The sequence below is a fragment of the Sneathiella chinensis genome, from assembly GCF_012720115.1.
Lineage (GTDB): Bacteria > Pseudomonadota > Alphaproteobacteria > Sneathiellales > Sneathiellaceae > Sneathiella > Sneathiella chinensis.
The window spans coordinates 950,698-975,630 of the sequence record NZ_VNWN01000002.1 but is presented as its reverse complement, the minus strand read 5'-3'; the positions used below and the strand labels follow the sequence as shown (position 1 = coordinate 975,630).

The window sequence follows — 24,933 nt, the reverse complement described above, 5'->3', positions numbered from 1 at the left end:
GTTAATTTTTTAACCGGATAGTTGGGGGTAATCAGAAAAAGGAAGCGCACCCCCTTCATGTCGAGATTTTTCACTGTTGGAAAATACAGGGCCCACAGCCGAAAGGATCAACGGTTTCAGATACCGCGCCTTTCGCTGGTTCTCGACACCCATCGATTTGAAACCTACGACTGGAGCCTTGGCGGGTTCCGCATTGATGATTTCCCCGGCCGCCCCCCGGTTGGCGACACCGTGACCATCAGCGAACTTTCCTATTCCCCCGATGCAAAGGTCGCGGTTAATTGCAAGGCGACCGTGACACGGATTGTCCTTGGCAAAAACCAGGTCGCCTTCGCCTTCAACAAAATGGACGAAGCCGCGTTCAAGTTCCTTGAAAATGCCAGCATGCACCGTCTGGCCCTTCTGGCCGGGCACGACAGCGATTAACCTGCAGGCTTTTGCCTGCCCCGCTTTCCCTACTCACTCCCTCTCCCTCTCCCTCTCCCTCTCCCTCTCCCTCTCCATTCATCCCCTCCTGCCAGTCGCCCCGCCCCACCCTTTTTGTTCTTGTTTCGTTCTTTTTGTTGCATTATATTTTTGACATGATGACAACAGATGCCATTCCCATTCCTGAGGATGCCAGACGGGGCCGCGGCGCAACGGTGAACCCGACCGGCCGCTTTGAACCCAATGAGCGATCCCTTGTCTCGGACGGATGGGATCCGGCAGAGGGTCCGCCCCCTCCCTGCCGCACAACGGTAAGCATCGAGCATCCCAAGACCGTCATTTCCAAAAACTCATCCCCCGACCTGCCGTTCGACCAATCCGTCAATGCCTACCGGGGGTGTGAACATGGCTGCATCTATTGTTATGCACGGCCAACCCATGCCTATCTGAACCTGTCACCGGGTCTTGATTTTGAAAGTCGCCTGACCGTGAAACCCGATGCGGCGGACCTTCTCAAGAAGGAAATCTCGAAACCCGGTTATATCTGTAAGCCCATCGCCCTTGGAACCAATACGGACCCTTACCAACCCCTTGAAAAGGAATACCGGGTCACCCGTTCCATTATTGAGGTCCTCGGCAAGGCGCGTCACCCCTTTACCATCACTACCAAATCGGACCTTGTTCTTCGCGATCTTGACCTTCTTGCGCCGCTGGGGCGCAAACGGCTTGTATCCGTCAGCCTGTCGGTCACCAGCCTCGACAATCGCCTGTCCCGCATCATGGAGCCACGAGCCAGCGCCCCCCACAGACGGCTTCGGGCCATTTCCGAACTTTCCCGCGCAGGGATCAACACGATCGTGCAGGTGGCGCCCATTGTCCCCGCCATCAATGATCACGAGATCGAGGCCATTCTTCGCACAGCAAAAGAAAGGGGGGCTCACGGTGCCCTCTATCTTTTATTGCGATTGCCGGGCGAGGTTGCGGACCTGTTCCATGCATGGCTGGAGGAAAATTTCCCCGACCGGGCCCCGAAGGTCATTAATCTGGTTCGTTCCATGCGCGGCGGAAAGGATTATGAAAGCACCTTCGGCACACGGATGCGGGGCACCGGCCCCTATGCGGAAATGATCGAACGGCGTTTTACGCTGGCGCTTCGCAAAACTGGCCTTGTCAAATCCAAGTATGATCTGCCAACGCAGCATTTCAGGCCGCCTGCCCGCGACGAAAACCAACTTTCCCTTTTTTGAAGCGAACCGGGCGGGCATAATCGGCCCCTGAAGTAACATGACAGGGTGTCCGTTCGAATGAGTTCCAAAAGCCTTCCCGACCTTTCCCTTGAAAATGAGGAAACAGGCCTTGTCGCCGGCATCGACGAAGTGGGGCGCGGCCCCTTTGCCGGGCCGGTTGTGGCCGCGGCGGTGATCCTAGACCCGGCGAATATCCCTGACGGGATACAGGACTCAAAAAAAATCGCCAAATCCAAACGGGAACAGGTCTTCAACGCCATTCTGGAAACATCCCGCGTCGGCATTGGCGAAGCCTCACCCGAGGAAATCGACAACCTGAACATCCTGCAGGCGACTTTCCTTGCCATGCGACGGGCCGTGGAACAGTTACCGGTGCGCCCCGATGCCCTTCTGGTGGATGGCAACCGGGACCCCAAACTAGGCCTGCCAACCCGGCTGATTGTGAAAGGGGATAGCCTTTCCCTGTCCATTGCAGCGGCGTCTATTGTTGCAAAAGTGACACGCGACAGAAAAATGTGCAGGCTGGCGGAGCAATATCCGCACTATGGATGGCAGAATAATTCCGGGTACGGAACGGCTGAACACCGCAAGGGCTTGAGTCTTTTTGGAATCACACCACAACATAGGCGAAGTTTTGCCCCAATTCGTGAAATTCTGTCAAAAAATAAGACTGGAAATTAACAGCGTTCTCTAACGTACTGATTCAACATACCTATTGACGGCGCGAATCGGGCGAATCACTATTGAGGGAACGTTAACCAGTGAAATAGGCCCATGAGCACGTCAAAAAAACTGCCCCTGAACTCCATTCTTCAGGGCGACTGTATTGAACTCATGAACAGTCTGCCCGAGAAATCCGTGGACATGATCTTCGCGGACCCACCCTATAACATGCAATTGTCCGGCGAGCTTAGACGCCCCGATGACAGCCATGTGGATGCGGTGGATGACCATTGGGACCAGTTTGAAAGTTTTGCGGTCTATGATGCGTTTACCGAAGAGTGGCTGGCGGCGGCGCAGCGGGTCCTGAAAGACGACGGCACCCTGTGGGTGATCGGCTCGTACCACAATATCTTCCGTGTCGGCGCCAAATTGCAGGATCTGGGCTTCTGGATCCTGAACGATGTCATCTGGCGCAAGACCAACCCCATGCCCAATTTCCGGGGCACCCGTTTCACCAATGCCCACGAAACCCTGATCTGGTGCTCGAAGGACCGCAATGCCAAGGGCATGACCTTCAACTATGACGCCCTGAAGGTCATGAATGACGATATCCAGATGCGTTCCGACTGGCTGCTGCCCATTTGCAGTGGGGGCGAGCGCCTGAAGGTGGACGGCGAAAAAGCCCATACCACCCAGAAACCGGAAGCCCTGCTCTATCGTATCCTGACAGCCGCAACCAATCAGGGTGATGTTGTCCTTGACCCGTTCTTCGGGTCCGGCACCACAGGCGCGGTGGCCCGCAAACTGGGCCGCAACTATATCGGTCTGGAACGGGAAGAAAAATACATCAAGGTCGCGAAGGAGCGGATCCGCAAGGTTCAGCCCCTGTCCCCTGAAAATCTGGAAGTCACCACCAGCAAGCGTCAGGAACCCAGGGTTCCCTTTGGCTCTGTTGTTGAACGGGGGCTTCTGTCTGCGGGTCAGGTCCTGTTTGACTCCCGCAAGCGCTACCGCGCCCGCGTTCGTGCCGATGGCAGCCTTGTCGCCTCCGATATCTCCGGCTCCATTCACAAGGTTGGCGCCCGCCTGCAAGGGGCCAGTTCCTGCAACGGCTGGACCTTCTGGCATTTCGACGCCGAAGGTCAGAGTGTCTCCATCGACGTTCTGCGCCAACAGGTTCGCGCCGAAATGAACTGACGCAAAAGCCGGACAACCGGGAAAAAGAAAACCGCGCCTCATTAGGAAGCGCGGTTTTTTTTATGCTTTCTTCCCTAATCAGGCCGCCGAATGGCCTCCCCGTCAAAGATCAAGACTGCCCTGCCCCTTGAAAACGGATTGCACCACCTTTTTCATCAGGGTCGGCAGGGCGATTGTTGAAAACGCATCGGGAGCGAGCCAGAAAGCGTCATTGGAACCGCTTCCCCCTGCCTCACCGGCCTTCACCACATGGGGCGTCAGTTCCAGATGAAAATGGGTGAAGGTATGCCGGACCAGTTCGGTTGTCACCGGTGGCTTCGACGTTCCCTCCACACCTATCTGGGTCAAAAGGGCCTCGACTTCGTCGGGGACCGGGGCCTGTTCCTGCCACGCAGTCGACGGGAATTCCATCATGCCGCCAAGCAGCCCGCTTTCCTCGCGGCGGCGGACCAGAACCTCTCCGCGCCCGTTCTCGATCCAGAAAATATGCGCCTTGCGGGTCGGTTTCTTTTTCTTTGGTGCCTTCTGCGGAAAGGTTTCCGCATCCCCCGCTGAAAACCCGTCACAAAAAGAAGCGACCGGACAAAGCTCGCATTTCGGATTGCGCGGGGTACAAACCCCGGACCCGATATCCATCAGGGCCTGCGCATAATCCCCCGCCCGATCCGACGGTGTCAGAACATCCGCATGTGCCTTGATGACCGGCTTGGCTTGCGGCAAGGCATCGGCAATCCGGTAGACGCGGGACACGACCCGCTCGATATTGCCATCCACAACCACGGCCCGCTTGCCGAAGGCGATGGAGGACACCGCCGCAGCGGTATAGTCACCAATTCCCGGCAGGGACAGAAGCTCTGCCTCATCCGCCGGAAAAGACCCGCCATAATTGTGACAAACTGCCACCGCACATTTGTGAAGGTTGCGGGCCCGCGCGTAATATCCAAGCCCTGCCCACGCCGTCAGGACCTCGTCCAGTTCGGCGGCGGCAAGATCACTGACCTGTGGCCACCGGGAGATAAAATGGTTGAAATAGGGTTTGACGGTCACGACGGTGGTTTGTTGCAACATGATCTCGCTCAGCCACACATGATACGGCTCGGGATGGGCCCCGCCCAGACGTCGCCACGGCAATTCGCGGGCGTTCCGGTCATACCAGTCCAGAATGGCTTGGGAAAATCCGTCTTTTCTGTTCATGTTACTTTTCATAATTTTGTGACACTATCATTCTCAGAGGACGAAACACCACCTATATGCTAAGGCAGTCTGGCGCAAGTAACAGGGGTAACAGAGACAACAGCCAATGGTGAGAAAATTCCGACAACAGGCCGGTCCGAAGGCGATTGGCCGCTTTCTGGGCGCTTCGACCCGGGCAACGCTTGTGAAACGAGGCTTTGCCCATGCGGATATCCTGTCCAATTGGGAAACCATTGTCGGCCCGACCCTTGCCAATGTTTCAAGCCCGGAACGCCTCAATTTCACCCGCCACAAAAACAACGACGCCTCGTTGAAGGTGCGGGTCATGCCGGGGCATGCGCCTGAATTCCAGCATTTCGAACCGCTGATCATTGAACGAATCAACAGCTTCTTCGGATTTCGGGCGGTCGGGCGCATCCAGATTATTCAGGCCCCGGTCAAGCGCCCTGAGAAAAAGCGGAAAATAGAGCCTCCGCCCCCAACCGAAGAGCAGAAGCAGTGGCTGGAAGAGGTCCTGACAGGGGTCCCCGATCCGGAATTGAGAGAGCGGCTGCAAGCCCTTGGCACCTCCCTTCTCAGGACGCAAAACCAGAAGGAAGCGGAGAAGAACACCCGTCAGCCGCCACCCAAACAGCCGTAAAACTGCGATTTTTATACATTAAAGAACCTTGATATTGAAATGTTTGAGGAAACAGGAATGAAAAGGTATACTGACACAACATCTAGTATGAAAGACGACACATTGACACTAAATCGCAGACATTTTGTTGCCTCCACGGCCCTGACCACCCTGGCGCTTGGCGCCGGTGCCTCTCTCCTCACGCCCTCCATCGCACAGGCAAGCGTGATGGATATTCAGGAAGATGACATGGTTCTTGGGGACCGCAACGCCCCCATCGGTATTGTCGAATATGCGTCCCTCACCTGTCCGCACTGCGCCGAATTCCATAAAAAGTCCCTGCCCGGCCTGACCAAGGACTATATTGATACCGGCAAGGCTTTTCTGATCTATCGTGATTTTCCGCTGGATCGCTTCGCCCTTCAGGCGGCCATTCTGGCCCATACCGCCGGTGAAATGCGGTTCTTTGCCGTCCTGAAAATCCTCTATGAAAAACAGGCTGAGTGGCGCGGTGCTTCCAACCCGACGGAAGAACTGACCAAGATCGGGAAAATGGTCGGCATCTCCCAAGCCAAGTTCGAAGAAGCCCTTGCCAACACGCAACTGGGTGAAAGCATCCTGAAGGATCGCATGGTGGGGCAGAATGACTATCAGGTCAGCGCCACACCGACCCTGTTCATCAACGGGGACCTATACACCGGGCGTCCGGATGATTACACCGCCCTGAACGACTATCTACAGGGTCTATAAGGGACTGCAACAAGGGAGGGGCCGTGAAATTCACACAATTGCGTCTGTCCGGTTTCAAGTCTTTTGTGGAACCGACGGAACTTTTGATCAAGGACGGCCTCACCGGTATTGTCGGCCCGAACGGATGCGGTAAATCCAATCTGGTCGAAGCCCTCCGCTGGGTGATGGGCGAGACCTCGGCAAAGAACATGCGTGGCGGTGCCATGGATGATGTGATCTTTGCCGGGACGACCTCCCGCCCCCCCCGCAACATGGCTGAAGTGACCCTGTCTCTCGACAACCACAAAAGAGAGGCCCCGCCCGCCTATAACGATCTGGCGGAACTGGATATCACCCGGCGCATCCGGCGCGACACCGGGTCGGACTACCGGATCGGGGGCAAGGTCACCCGAGCCCGGGATGTTCAGCTCCTGTTCGCCGATCTTGCAACCGGGGCCCATTCCACCGCCATCGTCAGTCAGGGCCGTGTCGGCTCCCTTATCAATGCCAAGCCCAAGGACCGCCGCCACCTGCTGGAGGAAGCCGCCGGCATTTCCGGCCTGCATTCCCGGCGGCACGAAGCGGAACTCCGCCTCAAGAATGCGGAAATCAATCTTGAACGCGTGGACGATGTCACCGGACAGCTTGAAGTCCAGCTCAACAGCCTGAAGCGTCAGGCCCGGCAGGCAACCCGCTATCGCAATATTTCAGGCCACATCCGCAAGGCCGAGGCCATGCTCTTTTTCCGAAAATACGAGCAGGCCTTTGAAGCCGAGCAGACCGCGAAGAAGAAACTGGAAGAAACCTCCTTCGCCGTTGCCGAACTGACCAAGCAAACCGCCATTGCGGAAACTGCCAGCCTGAAAGCGGCAGAAGCCCTTACCCCCCTTCGAAACGCCGAAGCCTCCGCCGCGGCCAAGGTACAGCGCCTGACGCTGGAGCGGGAAAATCTGGATGCCGAGGAAGAACGGCTCAAGAAGGCCAAAAAGCAGCTTGAAGACCGCAAACTGCAGATTTCCAGTGATATGGAGCGGGAAAAGAGCCTTGAGAAGGACGCTGCCGACGCCGCAGAGCGTCTGGCACGGGAGAAAACCGACCTGACCCGGCTGGCCGAACAGGAAGCGCCGAAACTTGAAGCCTTGCAAACCTCCATTCAGGAACAGCAATCGATTGTTCGGGCGGTGCAGGCCGACTTTGACCTGCAGACGGAAAAACTGGCATCCGAGAAAGCTCGCCAGAACAGCCTTCTCCAGCAACTCAAGAATCTGGAGCAGGCCGCCAACCGCCTGAAAACCCGAATCACGGATCTTGAAAAAGAGAAACTGGTCCTTGAGCACAGCCTTGAAACCCTTGAAAAAGAGTCCGGGTTGGACGGCGAGATAAAACAGGCGATTGCTGCGGCAGAAGCCCTCACCGCAAGGCTGAACAGTCTGGACACGGAAAAGCAGTCCGCCGACACCCGGGTTCGAGAGGCGCGCCAAAGCGCCAGCGCTGCGGAACAGGCGGTCACCGCCGTACAAACCGAAATCAAAACCCTTCAATCCCTGCTGGAAACCGACGAGGAAGGGAACTGGTCCCCCGTGGCGGAAAGCCTGAAAGTCGTGAAGGGGTTTGAGACCGCCCTCGGTGCCGCGCTCGGTGATGATCTGGAAGCGCCAACCGATCCTGCCGCCCCGGCTTTTTGGCACCCCCCCCCGTCCGCGGGTCATGCGCCTGCCCCCTTTCCTGCGGGAATTGAGACGCTTGATCAGTATGTTGACGGGAATGTTGCTCTTGATCTGCGTCTCTCCCATGTGGGTCTTGTCACCCCGGAAGACGGCCCCCTGCTGGCGCAAAGCCTGCAACCGGGGCAAAGGCTGGTCTCGAAGCAGGGCGACTTGTGGCGGTGGGACGGCTTCACCCGCAAGGCCGGCGCGAAAACAGCGGCCACCGTCCGATTGGAACAGCGCAACCGGCTTTTATCCCTGGAGAAAGACCGTCAGGCACTGGAAACCGTCCGGGAACAGGCCCAAGACACCCTGCGTGCCGCTGAAAACACCCTGCAGACACTGATCGATCAGGAAAAGTCCTTTCGCGGCGACCGACGTCAACAGGAACAGGTTCTGTCCGACCTCCGGTCCCGACAAGCCGAACACAGCCGGACACTGGCCGCGAAGCAATCCCGCCTGACCTCCCTGCAGGAAAGTGCCAGTGCCCTGTCCCGCGAATACAGGGAAGGACAGGAACAATTCTCCCTCCTGAACGGGGAACTGACCGGCCTTCCCGACATTGGCGCGGAACAGGCCGCGCTCGACAGCCTGAAAAACAGTCTGCGGGAAAAACGCGAATCCCTTGGCAATATCCGATCAGACCATGACCGGTTGCTCCGCGAATCAGCAATCCGACGGGATCGCCTCGCCTCCATTGATCAGGAACGGCAGGGCTGGCTGCAGCGAAGTGAGAATATGGTCCAGCATTTTGGACAATTGGAAATTCGTTTCTCCTCGACCGAACAGGAACTGCAGGAACTTGCCGACCGCCCTGCCCAACTGGCTGAAAAACGCGGCATCCTGATGGACGAAATCGCCCGTGCGGAAGGGGGCCGTGCCACGGCGCGCGACCATGTGGCCGAAGCCGAATCAGTACAGCAACAATGCGACCGTGCCTTGCGGGACTGTCAGGATGCCCTTGGCGCCTGCCGGGAGGAACGGGTTCGCCATCAGGCCGATGTGGAGCATGCGGCCGACACCCTGAAAAACCTTGCAGCCCAGATTTTCGACCGGCTGGAATGCGCGCCGGAGCGGATCCTTCAGGTGGGGGGCATCGCAAAGGATGAGGATATCCCCCCGATCGAGGCAAGCGAGCGGACGGTCGAGCGCCTTCGGAAAGAGCGGGACGGCATGGGTCCGGTGAACCTCCGCGCCGAAATTGAGGCCCGCGAAGTGGACGAACAACTGACCACCCTGCAGAAGGAACGGGAGGACCTTGAGGCCGCCATCGCCCGCCTAAGGCAGGGCATTGCCAGCCTGAACCGGGAGGGGCGCGAACGCCTTCTGGCCGCCTTCACGCAGGTTGATGCCCATTTTCAAGAGTTGTTCAAACGGGTTTTTGGCGGTGGCCACGCCCACCTGACCCTGACCGAATCTGATGATCCGCTGGCCGCCGGGCTTGAGATTATGGCCAGCCCTCCGGGGAAAAGACTGCAACTGATGTCCCTTCTGTCGGGGGGAGAGCAGGCCCTCACGGCCGTGGCCCTGTTGTTTGCGGTTTTCCTGACCAATCCGGCACCGATCTGTGTACTGGACGAGGTGGACGCCCCCCTTGATGATGTCAATGTGGAGCGTCTCTGTAACCTGCTGGACAGCATCCGGGAACATTCGGACACCCGCTTTCTGGTTGTGACCCACCACCCCATAACAATGGCGCGGATGGATCGCCTTTATGGTGTAACCATGGCGGAACGCGGTATTTCCCAGTTGGTCAGCGTCGACCTGACAAAGGCGCAGTTGATGACCAATGAAGTCACATAGCCCTGCAATCATTGAAGAATTGACAATAAAGTAATCATTTGTTTTGTCTGAACAGGTCGGTATTGTTTGGTTCTTGACAGTGACGTGGGCAGACCGTATGTTTCCCGCGCTTTCAGTAGGGGGATGGATAATGTTTGATTTTCGTGAAGCAGGCGGAAATGACTGAGCCAAACCTCCCTGAAAAAGAAGAATTCAAAGCCCGGCTGGAAAAGGCCCGTCAACGACAGGAAGAAAATTCCTGGGATGGCAGCCTGAGAGCCGAGCGAGCGGGTGCAGCAGGCAGAGCCTGGCGATTATCGGTGGAGATCATCGCTGCTTTTCTTGTCTGTGGCTGGTTAGGCTGGTTGCTCGATAATTGGTTGGACACCCGGCCTGTTTTTTTGTTGGTGTTTGTTGTACTTGGCATGATTGTCGGCGTTTATAACGTATTCAAGGTTGCCAAAGCGATGAACCCGGATGATTTTAAGGATTGAGGAGAGTGGCGCGCTACTCTCCTTTAGTATGAAACAGACAAGGCGGGAACAGTATCGTGGCAGAAGGTCATAGCCCCTTAGCACAGTTTGAGATCAAACGACTGGTTGAAATGAATGTTGGTGGTGTCGACGTTTCCTTCACCAACTCCTCCCTGTTCATGATCATCGTTATCGCAGCGATTACGCTGTTTTTGACATTGAGCATGCGTGGACGCGCCATGGTTCCGGGCCGGATGCAGTCAATGGCGGAACTCAGTTACGAGTTTATTGCCAACATGCTGAAAGAGAACGTGGGCTCCGAAGGGCGCAAATATTTCCCGTTCATCTTCTCCGTGTTCATGTTTGTCCTGTTCTGTAACCTGATCGGGATGATCCCGTACAGCTTCACCGTAACAAGCCACATCATTGTCACCTTTGGTCTGGCGGCGACTGTTTTTGTCACCGTAACGCTGGTTGGTATTTTCCGGCACGGTTTCAAATTCCTGTCATTCTTCGTTCCCAGTGACGTACCGGCTGTTCTGCTGGTTCTCCTGGTGCCGATCGAAATCATCTCTTATTTCGTACGGCCGATCAGCCTTTCCGTTCGTCTGTTCGCGAACATGCTGGCTGGTCACACCCTGTTGAAAGTGTTTGGCGCTTTCGTGATTGCACTGAGCTGGTGGGGTGGCTGGGTCCCCCTCGCGTTTATCACGGCTCTGACTGGCCTTGAGTTCCTCGTGGCCTTCCTGCAGGCATATGTGTTTGCAATCCTGTCATGCCTGTATCTGAATGATGCCATTCATCTGCATCACTGAGTTTAAATTTTCGTTTCACACTTGAACTAAGTTCTTGATTAAAGAAGGAAGAAAATCATGGAAGTAGAAGCCGCAAAAATGATTGGTGCCGGTCTGGCCACTATCGCCCTTGCTGGTGTTGGTCTTGGTCTCGGTAACATCTTCGGATCCTACATTTCAGGTTCCCTGCGTAACCCGGCTGCAGCTCCGAAAGTATTCGGTAACGTTCTGCTGGCATTCGCCCTGACAGAAGCTGTTGCTCTGTTCGCTCTGGTTATCGCATTCCTGATCCTGTTTGCTTAAGTCCTTCAACACTTCGTTGAAGAATTTCTGAACTCTAGGATTTAGGAACGGTTATGCCGCAGCTTAATTTTGCAGATTTCCCGCCCCAGTTGGTGTGGCTCGCTATCAGCTTCGTGATCCTGTATATCGCGATGGCCAAGATTGCGATCCCCCGCATTTCTGAGGTGTTGGAAGGGCGTCAGGACCGTATTGCCAAGGATCTGGACGAAGCCAGACGGCTGAGTGAAGAATCCGAACAGGCAAAGACGGAATATGAAGCCGCACTGGAAGAGGCCCGCTCAAAAGCCCACACAATGGTTGCGGGATTGAAGGCCGAGCTTGCAAAAGAGCAGGACGCCAGTAAAGCCGAGCTTGAAGCCAAACTTGCGGACAATGCCAAAGCAGCCGAAGAAAGCATCGCAAACGCCAAGGAAACAGCACTTGCCAACGTCAAGAGCATTGCTGGTGAAGCTGCCAAAGCTGCGGTTTCCAAACTTGTTTCCCTGGATGTTTCCGACGCGGACCTGAACGCTGCTGTTGAAGCCAACTTGAAAGGAAAAGCATAATGCTTAGCGATCCGACATTTTGGGTAGCTATCGCCTTTGCCGGCTTCATTGGGGTTGTTCTCTACTTCAAGGTCCCGGGGATGATCGCCAAGCAGCTCGATGATCGGGCTGACCGCATCAGAAACGAACTGGACGAGGCACAGAAACTGCGTGAAGAAGCGCAGGCCATGTTTGCCGAGTATCAGCGCCGCCAGCGCGACGCCCTCGCCACAGCCGAGGAAATCGTCGCCAAGGCGAAAGAAGATGCCAAGATCATTCGCGAGGAAAGCGAAGCCGAGCTTCAGGCTACTCTTGCACGCCGCCAGCAATTGGCCGAAGCCAAAATCAGGCAGGCCGAAGAGAAGGCTCTTGCTGAAGTTCAATCAGTTGCTGTTGAGGTCTCCATTGCCGCAGCAGAGAAACTGATGAAGGACGGCCTGAAAGCCAAGGAAGCTGGTGCTCTGATCGATGAATCAATCAAGGAACTGGGTTCCAAGCTGAACTAAGGTTCACTTGAGTGACCGCAAAGAAACCCGCCCATTGTGGCGGGTTTTTTCTTGCCTGCAATCAGCTTCCCTCCGCCCCCCTTGCAGGCGACAGAGGCCCCTCTCCTCACAGCTGCGGGGCATCCTCCTGATCCCCTTCCCTCCAACGACACAAAAACCCTCCTGCCACGACCGTCCGGGTCTGAACCTTTCCGCAGTCCATAAAAAAAGCCCCGCAACCGTCGTTGCGAGGCTTGGTAGGGTGCGGACCCCAGATTGACGTCAAAGACTACTCAGTGCCTTCTGGCGCCCATCTCAGGATGGGTTTACGGGCTGCCCCGGTTTCATCCAGACGCCGCCGCGGAGAATAGCGGGGCGCATTCTTGAAGAAGTCCGGATCATTCCCGGTCCGCGCCTTGTCCACCAGATGCCGCATGGTCCCGATAAACAGGTCCAGCGTTTCCTTGGTTTCACTCTCGGTCGGTTCCACCAGCATGGCCCCATGGACAACCAGTGGGAAATACATGGTCATGGGGTGGTACCCCTCATCAATCATGGCCTTGGCGATATCCAAGGTGCTGACGCCGGTATCCTTGAGGGTGGAATCATCAAACAGGGCCTCATGCATACACACCCCGTCAAACGGTGTATGCAGCACATCCTTCAGCCCCACCCGGATATAGTTGGCATTGAGAACCGCATCCTCTGCGATCTGCTTCAAGCCATCCGCACCATGACTGAGCATATAGGCCAGCGCCCGAATGAACATGCCCATCTGACCATGGAAGGTTTTCATGCGGCCAAAGCTCTGGGCGGCATCACCCTCAACATCTTCCTGCAAGCGGTACCCGTTGTCGTCCTTGACCACATAGGGGACCGGCGCAAACGGGGCCAGTGCGTCTGACAGGACAACCGGACCGGAACCCGGACCACCGCCACCATGCGGGGTGGAGAATGTCTTGTGCAGATTGATGTGCATGGCATCGACGCCAAGGTCCCCCGGACGGGTCCGCCCAAGGATGGCGTTGAAGTTGGCACCATCGCAATAGAAATACCCGCCAGCCGCATGAACCAGATCGGCAATCTTTCGAATGTCGTTCTCGAACAGACCGCAGGTATTGGGGTTTGTCAGCATGACGCCAGCCACATCCGGGCCCAGCTTGGCCTCGAACGCTTCCAGATCCATGCGGCCATCCGCCCGCGCCGGAACCGAATCCACCTTGTACCCGCAAAGTGCGGCCGTGGCAGGGTTGGTTCCATGGGCTGATTCAGGTACCAGAATGCGGGTCCGAACCTCGCCTCTGGCCTCATGCGCAGCCCGCATGGCCATGACACCGCAAAGCTCGCCATGGGCCCCCGCTGCGGGAGACATGGCAACGGCTGGCATCCCGGTAATGGTTTTCAGCCATTCCGCCAGTTCATAGACCAGCGCCAGCGCACCCTGAACCGTGCTTTCCGGTTGCAAGGGGTGGATATCCCCAAGCCCCGGCATACGGGCGGCTTTCTCGTTGATCCGCGGGTTATGCTTCATGGTACAGGAGCCAAGCGGATAGAAACCGGCATCAATGGAATAGTTCTGCCGGCTCAGCCGCACATAGTGCCGCAGCACTTGTGGCTCTGACAGGTCGGGAAGACCGATACGGCCCTTCCTCGCCAATCCGCCCAGCTTTGCCTTCACCTTTTTCGGCTCAGGCAAATCCACACCGATCCGACCCGGAACGCCCTGCTCGAAAATCAGCGGGGTTTCAAGGTTAAGAGCCCGGTTCCCGGTAAAGGTTTCCGGCATCTCCGTATCGCCGCCTGCCCCTTCCGGCCGTGTCTGGCGCCCTACATTATTCAGCATCAGATCACCTCCTTCAAAGCTGCGACCAGCTTGGCCACATCATCAGAACTGTTGGTCTCGGTCACGGTTACCAGCAGAAGATTTTCAAGGTCTTTTTGGGACGGCACCAACCGGCTGACCGGTACCCCACCCAGAATTCCCTGATCCGCCAGTTGGCTCACAACCTTCTCGGCAGGAACCGGCAGCGCAACCGTGAATTCGTTGAAGAAACTGTCATTGAGAACGGAAACGCCCTCAATTCCGTCAATTTCCTCGGCGGCGGCAACGGCGGCGGCGTGATTGATCTCGGCCAGCTTGGTGAAACCGGCTTCCCCCAGCAGGCTCATGTGAATGCTGAACGCCAGTGAGCACAGACCCGCATTCGTACAGATATTGCTGGTCGCCTTCTCGCGGCGGATATGCTGCTCGCGGGTGGACAGGGTCAGGACAAAACCGCGTTTGCCTTCCTGATCCACTGTTTCGCCGCATAACCGGCCCGGCATCTGACGAACAAATTTCTGGCGGGTTGCCAGCAATCCCACATAAGGACCACCAAAAGACAGCGGAACACCAATGGACTGGCCTTCGCCAACCACAATATCCGCCCCCATCTCGCCCGGTGACATCATGGCCCCCAGCGAGACCACTTCCGTCACCACCACAACCAGCAGCGCACCTGCCTCATGGCAGCGTTCCGCCAGCGCGGTCAGGTCCTGAATCCGGCCAAAAAAGTCGGGGTTCTGAACAACCACACAGGCGATGTCCTTGCCAATTTCCGGAATGTCAGTCTTGCCCTGCGGATCAACATCCGTTTCCTCGACAGAAAATTCCGTATATTGCAGCGTGGTCCGGGTCACATCCCGATAATGGGGATGCAGGTTACCGGACAGAATGGCGTGTTTCCGACGGGTCACCCGGCAGGCCATCAGGACCGCCTCTGCGCAGGAAGTTGCCCCGTCATACATGGAGGCGTTGGCCACATCCATGCCGGTGATCATGGCCACCTGCGTCTGGAATTCAAACAGGGCCTGCAATGTGCCCTGACTAATTTCCGGCTGGTAAGGCGTATAGGCGGTCAGGAATTCCGACCGCTGGATCAGGTGATCCACCACGGACGGAACATGGTGCCGATAGGCCCCTGCCCCAAGAAAAGACGGGGCCGCCGCCGGTGACAGGTTTTCCGCACCGAAGGCCCGCATCCTTGCATCGACTTCCATTTCCGTGGCATGCCCCGGCAGGTCGAGCAATCCGTTCAACCGTGCCTCTTCCGGAATATCGGTGAACAGGTCATCCACGGACCCGACACCGATTGCCTCCAGCATGGCACGCCGCTCGTCATCCGTATGCGGCAGATATCTCATTATTCCAGACCTTCAACAAAGGACTTGTACTCGTCCTCGCTCATCAGTTCATCCAGATCGGACGCGTTCGCAACCTTGATGCGGGCGAACCAGCCCTGCCCTGTTGCATCCTCGTTGACGAAAGACGGGTTGTCTTCCAGGTCCTGATTGACCTCGACCACTTCGCCGGCGACCGGTGCGTAAACTTCGGACGCAGCTTTCACGCTTTCCACAACGGCCAGTTCATCGCCCTTGGACATCTCCGCGCCCACTTCGGGCACCTCGACGAACACCACATCGCCCAGCTGCTCCTGCGCGTAATTACTGATCCCGACGGTTGCGACATCGCCGTCCAAGGTTACCCATTCGTGATCTTTGCTATATTTGATGGTCATTTTTTATTTCCCAGACTTCAATGATTAAAGGGTGGCTGATCAGCCTCGATAATACCTTTGTTCGACAAAGGGCATTTTTGCGACTTTAGCTGCCCGGGCCTTGCCCCGGACAATCAGTTGTAATTCCGTCCCCACGGCGGACAATTCTGCAGGCACATAGCCCATGGCGATCGGGGCCTGCAAGCTCGGTGCGAAACCGCCCGATGTGACTTCCCCAACCACATTGCCGTTCATGTCGGCAATTTCCGTATGTTCGCGGGCCGGGGCACGCCCCTCAGGCAGGATACCCACCCGTTTCATGGTCGGCTTGTTGGCGATTTCCGCCAGAATCACCTCTGCACCCGGGAAATTCCCGTCCTCGCGGCGGCGCTTGCTGATAGACCAAAGCAATCCTGCCGATGCGGGGGTGGTCTCCTCGGTCAGGTCATGACCATAAAGGCACAGCCCCGCTTCAAGGCGGAGCGAATCTCTGGCCCCAAGGCCGACCGGTGCGACTTCTTCCTCGGCCAGCAGGGCCGTGCAAAGGGCAACCGCCTGATCTGCAGGGATGGAAATCTCGAACCCGTCCTCCCCGGTATAGCCGGAGCGGGTGATAAAGCAGGGCACACCGTTCACATCCATTTCCCGGTAGGTCATGAAGGTCATGTCTGCGCTGTCCGGGGCAAAACGGGCCAATACCGCCGCGGCTTTCGGCCCCTGCAGGGCAACCAGCGCCCGGTCTTTCAGTTCGGTCACGGTTGCCTGTCCGGCCAGCCCCTCGGTCAGCAGGCGAATGTCCTGCTGCTTGCATCCTGCATTGACCACCACGAACAGGTCATTTTCCCGGCGGGTCACGATCAGGTCATCCAGAATGCCGCCCTTGTCGTTGGTCAGGAAGCTATAGCGCATCTCGCCCGGTTTCAGGGACTGGATATCGCCGGGGATCAGGCTTTCAATGGCCTTGTCCGGCGCCTCTCCGCTGATCACCAGTTGGCCCATATGGGACACATCGAACAATCCTGCGGCATCGCGGGTGTGCAAATGTTCCTTCAGAATGCCATCGGGATATTGAACCGGCATGTCATACCCGGCAAACGGAACCATCTTGGCACCAAGGCCCACGTGGAGGTCGTAAAGGACCGTTCTCGATATTGCGGAAGTGTCGCCCATTTTTTCTCTCGTTCTAGCAAAGGAATTGAGTTCCGGCACAAAGTGTCGGAAACCACCCCCTCTGTCTTACGAACCTGAGAGAATTGACATCAGGAAAGCCAATGGCATCGTCCTGCTGCTTACCCCTTCGGTGAAACTGCCCAGCAGTTTTCTTTCCAGAGTTTCATCCCCCTGCGGTCCGGGTGCCTGAGAGTTTCCGGGGCGGTTGCTCCTTCGGCGATGGCCCGAAGCCATCTCTCCCGCAGGGATCATCTGTATGAACGGGTCAGATAATAGACATGCTTTTTGGTCTGTCAAATAGCAACGCATTCCTGCCCGCATGTTGGTCGGAATATTTTCCGCCTTTCATTTTACTTTCAACCTAACCGGTTACCAAGCCTTAACTTTTGAAAGTCATAATGCACAAAAAACTTTGGATCAGGATCATGCGACCGACTATTTCTCCTACTGGTAACGAGCGAACGCTTGGCGAAAAAGATATCATTGTCAGTAAAACTGACCTGACAGGAAAGATTACCTACGCCAACAAGACGTTCCTCGACATCTCGGGGTTTGACGAGGCCGAGGTACTGGGTGTGCAGCACAATGCCATCCGTCACCCGGACATGCCTCGTTGTATATTCAAGTTCCTCTGGGATACCCTGAAAGAGCGCAAAGAAGTCTTTGCCTATGTCAACAACCTGGGCAAGACCGGTGACAATTACTGGGTTCTTGCCCACGTTACCCCCTCCATTGCAGAAGACGGTTCTGTCCTTGGATACCATTCCAACCGGCGCGCGGTGAACAAGACGCTGATCAAGAACGTCGTTCAGCCGCTCTACGCCCAGCTTCTCGCAACGGAAAAGGCGGAAAGCTCGCCCAAGGCCGGACTGGAAGCCGGTATGCAACAACTCAGTGCGTTTATCACAGAACAAGGTGGCAATTACGATGAATGGTTCTTCTCCCTCTAACCGGCTCATGGCTCCGCTGATTGCCCTGCTTGTCTCCGGCATCGTTTTTGTCGGATATGAACTTCTGCAACCCACGGACACCCTGCTGGCGGCCTTTGTGGCCGTGGCCTTCCTGCTCCCCGCAGGCGCAGCCTTTTATTTCCGCGGGCAGCGCAACGCCCTGCTGGAAAGCGCGCAGGAGGATCAAGGCCGTCAAGACCAGACCGGGGACACTGCCGCGCCGCAGCCGCTGCAGGCTGACCTTACCGCCGAGATCAACCGTACACGGGAAATCTGTGAGGGAATCGCAAAAGGGAATTTCGAGCTGCGTATCTCGGAAATCGACAATGCCAGCCCCCTCAGCGACATTCAGTGGGCCATCAACGAACTGGTGGATCGCATTGATGCCTTCCTGCGCGAGGCCGAAGCCTCCATGCAGCATGTGGCCGAGCAGAAATACTATCGCCGCATCCTCAACAACGACATGAGCGGCTCCTTCCGCCGGACGGCTGGCATCATCAACGAATGCACCAGTTCCTTTGAACAGCGGACCCGCAATTTCGAAAACATCATCCGGTCTTTTGAAACCAACATCGGGTCGGTGTCCCATTCCATTTCTGAATCCTCCCGCTCCCTGCAGGATGTGGCAACGACCCTGTCCAGCGCAGCGGGCAATACGGCGACCAAGGCCCAGAATGTGAACAATGCCGCCGACAGTGCGTCCGCCAGTGTTCAGACCGTGGCCAGTTCCGCCGAGGAAATGTCCGCCTCCATTCAGGAAATTGACCGGCAGATCCAGAATTCCCTGAGCAACATCAATTCCGCCAGCGAAGCCGCCCAAAGCGGCAATGTGAAAATTCGCGGTCTGGCGGAAGCGGCCAAATCCATTGGCGAGGTGGTCAAGCTGATCGAGGATATCGCCAACCAGACCAACCTTCTGGCCCTCAACGCCACCATCGAGGCGGCCCGGGCGGGCGATGCCGGCAAGGGGTTTGCGGTTGTTGCCAACGAGGTGAAAAATCTGGCCAGCCAGACCGCCCGCGCAACCGAGGATATCAGCAAGCAGATCGTGGAAATTCAAAGTGCCACCAGCGAGGCCGTCGCCTCAATGGAGAATATCGGCACCACGGTCAACGATATCAACAATGCCGTGTCCGCCATTTCCGGCGCCATGAACGAGCAGAACTCCGCCACACGGGAAATCGCCCAAAGCGTTCACACTGCGTCCAACGATACGGTCACCGTGTCCGAGAATATCGCCATTGTCCGCTCCTCTGCCGAGGAAACCTCCCAGACCAGTGAGAGCCTGCTCAAGGAAGCCACCACCCTGCAGCAGCAATCCCGCGGGCTGGAGGACAATGTGACCGCCTTCCTTCAGGATGTGCGAAAAGTCATCTGATCCCAAAGAGCGCGATCAAAAAGAAAGGCCGGGATTTTTCCCGGCCTTTTTTGTTTTGTGCGTCTGCCCCTATCAGAGACCGGCGGCGGAGCGGTTATAATCCAACTGCTCCTGCGTTAGCTGAAAGCCGAGAATGATCGTGTAATCCGGTCCGAAACGCCCTGTGGGAAGGGGAATACGCTGGACGGTTTCCTCTTCGACACCGCCGCGCCTGCGGCCTTCCGGCACAGAGACAGGGCTGGTGAAAACCTTCTTGTTCAGGATTTTCTTGTTCCGGTCCGCAACCGCGATGAAATAGGGGAATTCCTGCGTCTGGGAGGTGGCTGCCGGGCCCTTGATGGCGCCAATCCGCAAAATGAGATCAACGGCAATGACCGAATCATCATCCTCGTAGGAACATTCACCGCTAACCGGGGCAATCACCCCTTCATACTGGACATCCACAAGGTCACGTCCCTGTCCAGGGCGGAAAATGGTGATCGCATCGGCATGGGGCAATACGGCGACTTGCGGACAGGGCAACGGTTCCCGGGTTGAGAACATATCCCCAAGCCCCGCGTCAATTGACCCGCTACAGGCTGTCAACGCAACAGGCGCCAGAACCGCACCGGCTTTCAGTATCCGCCCAAATTTCTTCATCGATCGTTGCCTTCCCCAAACCCTGCGAAACCGTACCGGTCCCCGCACCTACTGGTAATTGGTATCAAATTGATGTAACAATGCGCCGAATTTAGGATGCTCCGCGCCTTTTAGCAAGCAGCCCGGACCATCCCCTAGGATTGAATCAGTAAACCGGGAACCTCCCGGACCGTTCCAACTGGCAGGCAGTATCATGACCGGATCCCGTAAAACCCTTCTATTGGCAGCCCCCCGCGGTTTTTGTGCAGGGGTTGACCGTGCCATCCAGATCGTCGAACGCACCCTTGAGAAATACGGGGCGCCGGTCTATGTCCGCCATGAAATCGTCCATAACCGGTATGTGGTTGAAAATCTGGAAAAGAAGGGCGCCGTCTTTGTGGATGAACTGAGCGAGGTTCCCAAGGACGTTCCGGTCATCTTCTCCGCCCACGGGGTCGCGAAATCCGTCCCCGCCGAAGCAGAGCAGCGGGACATGTTCTATATCGACGCCACCTGCCCATTGGTCAGCAAGGTCCACCGGGAGGCCGAACGTCACGACAAGGACAATCTGGAAATCGTCCTGATCGGGCACAAAGGCCATCCGGAAGTCATCGGCACCATGGGCCAGCTTGAAGAAGGCCGCATCAGTCTGGTGGAAACCGTTGAGGACGCCCGGGAGTTCACGCCCAAGCAACCGGGTACGGGCCTTGCCTACCTGACCCAGACCACCTTGTCCGTTGATGAAACAAAAGACATTGTGGCCGCCCTGCAGGAACGCTTCCCCAACATTGCCAGCCCGAAAAAGGAAGATATCTGCTACGCCACGACCAACAGGCAGGCCGCCGTCAAGCAACTGGCGGACCGCTGCGATGGCATGTTGGTGATTGGCGCGCCCAACTCGTCAAACTCCATGCGTCTGGTCGAGGTTGGCCGCAAGCAGGGATGCGAGAAAGTGTTTCTTGTCCAGCGCGCAACCGATATTCCGTGGGCGGAATTTGAGAATACCACAACCGTCGGGATTACGGCGGGCGCATCCGCACCGGAAACACTGGTTGAGGAAGTGGTCGAGGCCTTTTCAAAACGCTTTGATGTCACGGTTGAGGAAGTCGTCACCAGTGAAGAGCAGGTGACCTTCAAACTCCCCCGTGTGCTGGAAGCAGGTCAGGCATAAAATAGCCGTTGCAGGCAACACAATGCCAAAGTATTGATATCAAATGGCTGTTTATACTGATATTTCCGACGAAGAACTGGACGACCTGCTGGCCCGCTATGATGTGGGCGAGGTCCTTTCCTGCAAGGGTATTGCCGAGGGGGTGGAGAATTCCAACTTCCTGCTGCATACCGAGGCGGGATATTACATCCTGACCCTCTATGAAAAGCGGGTGAACAGGGACGATTTGCCGTTCTTTCTCGGGTTGATGGAACATCTGGCTGCCAAGGGCTTTGTCTCGCCAACGCCGGTCCCAACCCGCGAAGGCAAGACCCTGACCGAAGCCGCCGGGCGCCCTGCCGCCATCATCCAGTTTCTGGAAGGGCGGTCGATCAAGCGGATCACACCGGATCATTGCCAGAAACTGGGCCAGACACTGGCCCGCCTTCATGTAACGGCCGGTGACTTTACCCTGACCCGCAGGAATACCCTGTCCATCGACGGCTGGCGGCCCCTGTTCGAAAGCTGTTTTCAGGACGGTAGAATTCCCGCCATTCCCCCTGCAGAAGCCGACGAGATTGCCGCTGAACTGGCCCATCTGGAACAGAACTGGCCAACGGACCTGCCATCCGGCGTCATTCATGCGGACCTGTTCCCGGACAATATCTTCTTTCTGAAGGAAACCGTCAGCGGCGTCATTGACTATTATTTCGCCTGTAATGACTTCCTCGCCTATGACCTTGCGATCTGCCTGAATGCGTGGTGCTTTGAAAATGACGGCAGCTTCAACATTACAAAGGCGCGTCGCCTGTTAAATGGCTATCAGTCTGTTCGCCAACTCACCGACCGCGAACTTGAGGCACTGCCCCTGCTCTGTCAGGGGGCGGCGCTGCGGTTCTACCTGACCCGGCTGTATGACTGGATCAATCAGGTTGAAGGGGCATTGGTCAAGCCCAAGGACCCCGGCGAATACCTGAAGAAAATCCGCTTTCACAAGGATGTGGCGTCTGTTGTCGCCTATGGCTTTGATCTGGACCGGGCCTAAGCCGTTCTGACAGGGAACGGCTCAAGTCTCACTCCTAATCAAACAGTGCGTCGATTTCCGCCTGTGAAATCTCGTGGCCTTCCGGACGCGGTCCGTTCAATTCCACGTCGCCGTCCAGATGCAGGGCCTGTTCGATCCGTTCCAACTCGCCCAGCTCCTGCTCGCCGCCCAGAATATCGATCATGGTCGAAATCCGGTCTTCAACGAATTTCAGGGTCCCGACCACCTTTGAAATGCGCTGCCCTGTAATATCCTGAAAGTTGCAGGCCTCGTAAATCTTCATGACGGCCGTGCTGATGGCTTCGGTGATTTCCAGCTGATCCGGGTCGGTGGCGTTCAGTTCCAGACTCTCATTCTTGTCCTCGATAATCTCGACCGCTTCAAGAATGGCGTTTGTCGCCCCTTCCGTATCCCCCACAACCGCATCCAGTTGATCGGTCATGGCATGGATTTTCGGCGCTTCACCAACACTCTGGAGGGAGGCAATTTCCCGGCGGGTTTCAATGATCACCCGCGACAGTTCTTCCAGTTCCGTCCGCAACTGAACACTTTCCGTCACTTCCTTGCGGAAATTCTCCATCACGGTCTCATCAATCGCCGGCTTGGCCAAACCGCCAGCAATATCATTGCGAAGGGCATCAATCGCCCCAAGCAGGCCCTGATACTGTTCCTCGCTCATGCCAGCGCTGGCAGTCATGTCCGGGGCGGGAAGGCCATCCTGACGCATCCGCCGTGCTTCAGCGGAATAAATCTTCTTTTGTGTCATCTTCAGTTCTGCGCTCCCAACCCTCGTCATTGTTTCATGACGTTACAAATCATGGCCCAAGTCTGCATATGAGCGCCTAACAATCGGTTAACTGGATAAAATTTTCCCGATCCGCCCCCTGTCACACGGGACAGGCTTGCCCGGCGCGGGAAACACATGACATCATGACGGGAAGCCCTTACATTGCCGGGCCGATTTACATTTACAGAAGGAAGGTCCGTGTCCCGATTTTTCGTAACGATTTATACTGACGGCGCCTGTTCAGGCAATCCCGGCCCCGGCGGCTGGGGGGCGTTGCTGGAAAGCAATGGCAAAACCAAGGAAATATGCGGCGGCGAGTCCGAAACCACCAACAACCGCATGGAACTGACAGCGGCCATTCAGGCCCTTGATGCCCTGAAACATCCCTCGAATGTCGAACTGCACACGGACAGCACCTATGTAAAGGACGGGATCACCAAGTGGATGGCCAACTGGAAGAAAAACGGTTGGAAAACTGCGGCTCGCAAACCGGTCAAGAATCAGGATTTGTGGATGGCGCTTGATGAGGCCATTCAACGTCACCAGATTGTCTGGAAATGGGTCAAGGGACATGCCGGACATCCCGGCAACGAAAAGGCGGACGCGCTCGCCAATCAGGGGATGGAGAAATTCAAGGGCTGAACCGGCCCCACCCCAAGGAACGGGGGGAGGTATTCCCTCCCCCGCCCAAATCAGATCTGGCCCAGCAGGGTACCGGCGTCAGAGACTTCAAAGCCGCCGGTTTCTTCAAGGTTCAACTGGCTGACAACACCATTGTCGATCAGCATGGAGTAACGACGGGAGCGGACACCCAGACCGGCACCGGAGGCGTCAAACTCAACACTCATTGCCTTGGTGAACGCGGCGTCCGGGTCGGCGACCATACGGATATCACCGGAATTCTGGGCCTTGCCCCAGGCGGCCATGACAAACGGGTCGTTGACGGACAGGCACACAACCTCGTCAACGCCTTTTGCTTTCAGGGCATCAAGATTGTCAATAAAACCGGGAAGGTGCTTGGCGGAGCAAGTCGGTGTGAAGGCACCCGGTACAGCAAACAGGGCGACTTTCTTGCCACCGAAAAGATCGGCTACGGAAACCTTGGACGGTCCGCTTTCGGTCATTTCCATCAATGTTGCTTCCGGAAGTTTGTCGCCTACTTTGATTGTCATTCTCATTCCCCATAAATAGTGGTTTCAGCCCCGTTCTTGCGGGCGTATCCAGATTAATAACATGGTTTTCATTACCCTGTATGAAAAGACAGGAAATATTTTAATCTCACCCCGTCTTGTCACTCCAGCAGAATATCCGCCTCGGCGGCCTGCTCCCCATCCACGATCGTTGCCACAAGTGGATACCCGGACAGGCTCCTCTCCTTTCTGGCAAGATCAGCCTCAATCTGGAAAACGGCCTTTTTCCCATTGTCGGAATAGGTCACGTCTCGGACCGTGAACAGGTCCCCTTCCTCCCCCTCCAGAATAAGGGACGGGTTCTTGAAACCGGATGATCCGGCAACCGTGACACTGATCTGGTCCTTGGTACGAATTTGGGCGGTCACCTGATGAATGGCCGTGCCTTCCGTTGCTTTTGGCGGCACAAGAGCACGATAGTCGGAAATCACACGGGCATGATAGGTTGCATCCCCTTCCCCCGCAGGAAGGTCAGCCTGTAAATCCCGGTTCACCGGAATGCAGACATCCTTGCACACCCCGAAATAGGCACTCATCCGCACCTGAAGCGGTTTTTCCGGATCTGCCAGGGTCAGCTTTACAGGCAGGACCACCTCGTTCTCATAGCCCCACGTGGTCAGGCCGAAACTTTCAATACGTGTTGGCCGGGGCCAAAGGATTTCCACCTTCTCGATATTGCTGGACCCGTCCCAGTCAAACTGGGGCGGAATGCCTGCATCGCCCGGACTGCGCCAATAGGTTTTCCAGCCGGGATCAAGGACGAACTGAACCCCCAGCACGACTTCTGATCGGTTGTCGGTCCCGCTTCTCTCGAAAATGAGGTCCGTCTGCACGGGCGCACGGGGCGCCTGAAAGCCGATCGGCCCGTCTGTCGCATGGACCTTGGAGGCCGCGGAACCCGCCATCAGGCAAACCGCAATGAACATACTGAGGCAACGTTTCTTCAACATGCAGGATAACCTTGTGT

The 24,933-nt window shown here is 56.6% G+C and carries 26 protein-coding genes and 2 riboswitches; of the genes, 17 read left to right on the top strand and 9 right to left on the bottom strand.

Annotated elements, in window-relative coordinates; all coding sequences use genetic code 11:
• Positions 1 to 57 precede the first annotated feature (57 nt).
• The 4 genes from FQB27_RS04670 (at position 58) to FQB27_RS04655 (ending at position 3,533) form a co-directional block, all read left to right on the top strand.
• The gene (locus FQB27_RS04670; protein WP_169559678.1) at positions 58 to 426 is read left to right on the top strand and encodes a PilZ domain-containing protein; all 369 of its coding nucleotides are present in this window, start codon (positions 58 to 60) and stop codon (positions 424 to 426) included.
• Positions 427 to 581: 155 nt separating this feature from the next.
• Positions 582 to 1,673 (top strand): PA0069 family radical SAM protein, encoded by a 1,092-nt coding sequence (locus FQB27_RS04665; protein ID WP_169559677.1) that lies wholly within the window; start codon positions 582 to 584, stop codon positions 1,671 to 1,673.
• Positions 1,674 to 1,730: 57 nt separating this feature from the next.
• A complete protein-coding gene (locus FQB27_RS04660; RefSeq protein WP_169559676.1) occupies positions 1,731 to 2,354 on the top strand; it encodes a ribonuclease HII in 624 nt (207 codons plus the stop codon).
• A 93-nt stretch (positions 2,355 to 2,447) separates the two neighbouring features.
• The gene (locus FQB27_RS04655) at positions 2,448 to 3,533 is read left to right on the top strand and encodes a site-specific DNA-methyltransferase (RefSeq protein ID WP_169559675.1); all 1,086 of its coding nucleotides are present in this window, start codon (positions 2,448 to 2,450) and stop codon (positions 3,531 to 3,533) included.
• Between the two features lie 102 nt (positions 3,534 to 3,635).
• On the opposite strand, the gene mutY is transcribed toward FQB27_RS04655, so the two are convergent.
• A complete protein-coding gene (gene mutY, locus FQB27_RS04650) occupies positions 3,636 to 4,727 on the bottom strand; it encodes an A/G-specific adenine glycosylase (protein ID WP_169559674.1) in 1,092 nt (363 codons plus the stop codon).
• A 106-nt stretch (positions 4,728 to 4,833) separates the two neighbouring features.
• Between mutY and FQB27_RS04645 the strand changes: the two genes are divergently transcribed.
• From FQB27_RS04645 to FQB27_RS04610, 8 genes are all read left to right on the top strand, one after another.
• Complete coding sequence (locus tag FQB27_RS04645; RefSeq protein WP_169559673.1) at positions 4,834 to 5,367, top strand: DUF721 domain-containing protein; 534 nt, start codon at positions 4,834 to 4,836, stop codon at positions 5,365 to 5,367.
• A gap of 87 nt (positions 5,368 to 5,454) precedes the next feature.
• The gene (locus FQB27_RS04640; protein ID WP_169559672.1) at positions 5,455 to 6,096 is read left to right on the top strand and encodes a DsbA family protein; all 642 of its coding nucleotides are present in this window, start codon (positions 5,455 to 5,457) and stop codon (positions 6,094 to 6,096) included.
• A gap of 23 nt (positions 6,097 to 6,119) precedes the next feature.
• Positions 6,120 to 9,584: a chromosome segregation SMC family protein gene (locus FQB27_RS04635; RefSeq protein WP_169559671.1), complete on the top strand. Its 3,465-nt coding sequence runs from the start codon at positions 6,120 to 6,122 to the stop codon at positions 9,582 to 9,584.
• Positions 9,585 to 9,727: 143 nt separating this feature from the next.
• A complete protein-coding gene (locus FQB27_RS04630) occupies positions 9,728 to 10,057 on the top strand; it encodes an AtpZ/AtpI family protein (protein ID WP_284347804.1) in 330 nt (109 codons plus the stop codon).
• A 56-nt stretch (positions 10,058 to 10,113) separates the two neighbouring features.
• Positions 10,114 to 10,851 carry a F0F1 ATP synthase subunit A gene (locus tag FQB27_RS04625; protein WP_169559669.1) on the top strand — a complete coding sequence of 246 codons (738 nt, stop codon included), beginning with the start codon at positions 10,114 to 10,116 and terminating at the stop codon, positions 10,849 to 10,851.
• A gap of 57 nt (positions 10,852 to 10,908) precedes the next feature.
• Positions 10,909 to 11,133: a F0F1 ATP synthase subunit C gene (locus tag FQB27_RS04620; protein ID WP_169559668.1), complete on the top strand. Its 225-nt coding sequence runs from the start codon at positions 10,909 to 10,911 to the stop codon at positions 11,131 to 11,133.
• Positions 11,134 to 11,186: 53 nt separating this feature from the next.
• Entirely contained in the window at positions 11,187 to 11,678 is a 492-nt protein-coding gene (locus FQB27_RS04615; protein ID WP_169559667.1) for a F0F1 ATP synthase subunit B family protein, read from the top strand.
• The gene (locus FQB27_RS04610) at positions 11,678 to 12,163 is read left to right on the top strand and encodes a F0F1 ATP synthase subunit B family protein (protein ID WP_169559666.1); all 486 of its coding nucleotides are present in this window, start codon (positions 11,678 to 11,680) and stop codon (positions 12,161 to 12,163) included. The genes FQB27_RS04615 and FQB27_RS04610 overlap by 1 nt, the downstream gene beginning before the upstream one ends.
• A gap of 268 nt (positions 12,164 to 12,431) precedes the next feature.
• Here the strand turns inward: FQB27_RS04610 and gcvPB are convergent, their stop codons facing one another.
• The 4 genes from gcvPB to gcvT are packed head-to-tail and all read right to left on the bottom strand — an operon-like array spanning position 12,432 to position 16,848.
• Positions 12,432 to 13,988, bottom strand: a complete 1,557-nt coding sequence (gene gcvPB / locus FQB27_RS04605) for an aminomethyl-transferring glycine dehydrogenase subunit GcvPB (RefSeq protein WP_380682879.1) — start codon at positions 13,986 to 13,988, stop codon at positions 12,432 to 12,434.
• Positions 13,985 to 15,325 (bottom strand): aminomethyl-transferring glycine dehydrogenase subunit GcvPA, encoded by a 1,341-nt coding sequence (gene gcvPA / locus FQB27_RS04600; RefSeq protein ID WP_169559665.1) that lies wholly within the window; start codon positions 15,323 to 15,325, stop codon positions 13,985 to 13,987. Before gcvPA ends, gcvPB begins: the two co-directional genes overlap by 4 nt.
• A complete protein-coding gene (gene gcvH, locus FQB27_RS04595) occupies positions 15,325 to 15,699 on the bottom strand; it encodes a glycine cleavage system protein GcvH (protein ID WP_169559664.1) in 375 nt (124 codons plus the stop codon). Before gcvH ends, gcvPA begins: the two co-directional genes overlap by 1 nt.
• A 39-nt stretch (positions 15,700 to 15,738) precedes the next feature.
• Positions 15,739 to 16,848, bottom strand: coding sequence for a glycine cleavage system aminomethyltransferase GcvT (gcvT, locus tag FQB27_RS04590; RefSeq protein WP_169559663.1), 1,110 nt, complete (start codon positions 16,846 to 16,848; stop codon positions 15,739 to 15,741).
• A gap of 59 nt (positions 16,849 to 16,907) precedes the next feature.
• Positions 16,908 to 17,009: riboswitch (glycine riboswitch) on the bottom strand.
• Between the two features lie 3 nt (positions 17,010 to 17,012).
• Positions 17,013 to 17,100: riboswitch (glycine riboswitch) on the bottom strand.
• A 173-nt stretch (positions 17,101 to 17,273) separates the two neighbouring features.
• Here gcvT and FQB27_RS04585 point away from each other — a divergent pair.
• Together FQB27_RS04585 and FQB27_RS04580 are read left to right on the top strand one after the other, a co-directional pair.
• The gene (locus FQB27_RS04585; RefSeq protein ID WP_169559662.1) at positions 17,274 to 17,798 is read left to right on the top strand and encodes a PAS domain-containing protein; all 525 of its coding nucleotides are present in this window, start codon (positions 17,274 to 17,276) and stop codon (positions 17,796 to 17,798) included.
• Positions 17,776 to 19,176: a methyl-accepting chemotaxis protein gene (locus tag FQB27_RS04580; RefSeq protein ID WP_169559661.1), complete on the top strand. Its 1,401-nt coding sequence runs from the start codon at positions 17,776 to 17,778 to the stop codon at positions 19,174 to 19,176. Before FQB27_RS04585 ends, FQB27_RS04580 begins: the two co-directional genes overlap by 23 nt.
• Before the next feature lie 72 nt (positions 19,177 to 19,248).
• Here FQB27_RS04580 and FQB27_RS04575 read toward each other — a convergent pair whose 3' ends face one another.
• Positions 19,249 to 19,815, bottom strand: a complete 567-nt coding sequence (locus FQB27_RS04575; RefSeq protein ID WP_169559660.1) for a hypothetical protein — start codon at positions 19,813 to 19,815, stop codon at positions 19,249 to 19,251.
• Positions 19,816 to 20,008: 193 nt separating this feature from the next.
• On the opposite strand from FQB27_RS04575, the gene ispH reads away from it, so the two are divergent.
• Both ispH and thrB read left to right on the top strand, forming a co-directional pair.
• Positions 20,009 to 20,965, top strand: coding sequence for a 4-hydroxy-3-methylbut-2-enyl diphosphate reductase (ispH, locus tag FQB27_RS04570; RefSeq protein ID WP_169559659.1), 957 nt, complete (start codon positions 20,009 to 20,011; stop codon positions 20,963 to 20,965).
• Positions 20,966 to 21,008: 43 nt separating this feature from the next.
• Positions 21,009 to 21,989 carry a homoserine kinase gene (gene thrB, locus FQB27_RS04565; protein ID WP_169559658.1) on the top strand — a complete coding sequence of 327 codons (981 nt, stop codon included), beginning with the start codon at positions 21,009 to 21,011 and terminating at the stop codon, positions 21,987 to 21,989.
• Between the two features lie 34 nt (positions 21,990 to 22,023).
• Here thrB and FQB27_RS04560 read toward each other — a convergent pair whose 3' ends face one another.
• Entirely contained in the window at positions 22,024 to 22,755 is a 732-nt protein-coding gene (locus FQB27_RS04560) for a hypothetical protein (protein ID WP_169559657.1), read from the bottom strand.
• A 219-nt stretch (positions 22,756 to 22,974) separates the two neighbouring features.
• Between FQB27_RS04560 and rnhA the strand changes: the two genes are divergently transcribed.
• Positions 22,975 to 23,418, top strand: a complete 444-nt coding sequence (gene rnhA / locus FQB27_RS04555) for a ribonuclease HI (RefSeq protein ID WP_169559656.1) — start codon at positions 22,975 to 22,977, stop codon at positions 23,416 to 23,418.
• A 50-nt stretch (positions 23,419 to 23,468) separates the two neighbouring features.
• Here rnhA and FQB27_RS04550 read toward each other — a convergent pair whose 3' ends face one another.
• Positions 23,469 to 23,948, bottom strand: a complete 480-nt coding sequence (locus FQB27_RS04550) for a peroxiredoxin (RefSeq protein WP_169559655.1) — start codon at positions 23,946 to 23,948, stop codon at positions 23,469 to 23,471.
• A gap of 119 nt (positions 23,949 to 24,067) precedes the next feature.
• Positions 24,068 to 24,916, bottom strand: a complete 849-nt coding sequence (locus tag FQB27_RS04545) for a protein-disulfide reductase DsbD domain-containing protein (protein WP_169559654.1) — start codon at positions 24,914 to 24,916, stop codon at positions 24,068 to 24,070.
• Positions 24,917 to 24,933: the final 17 nt, after the last annotated feature.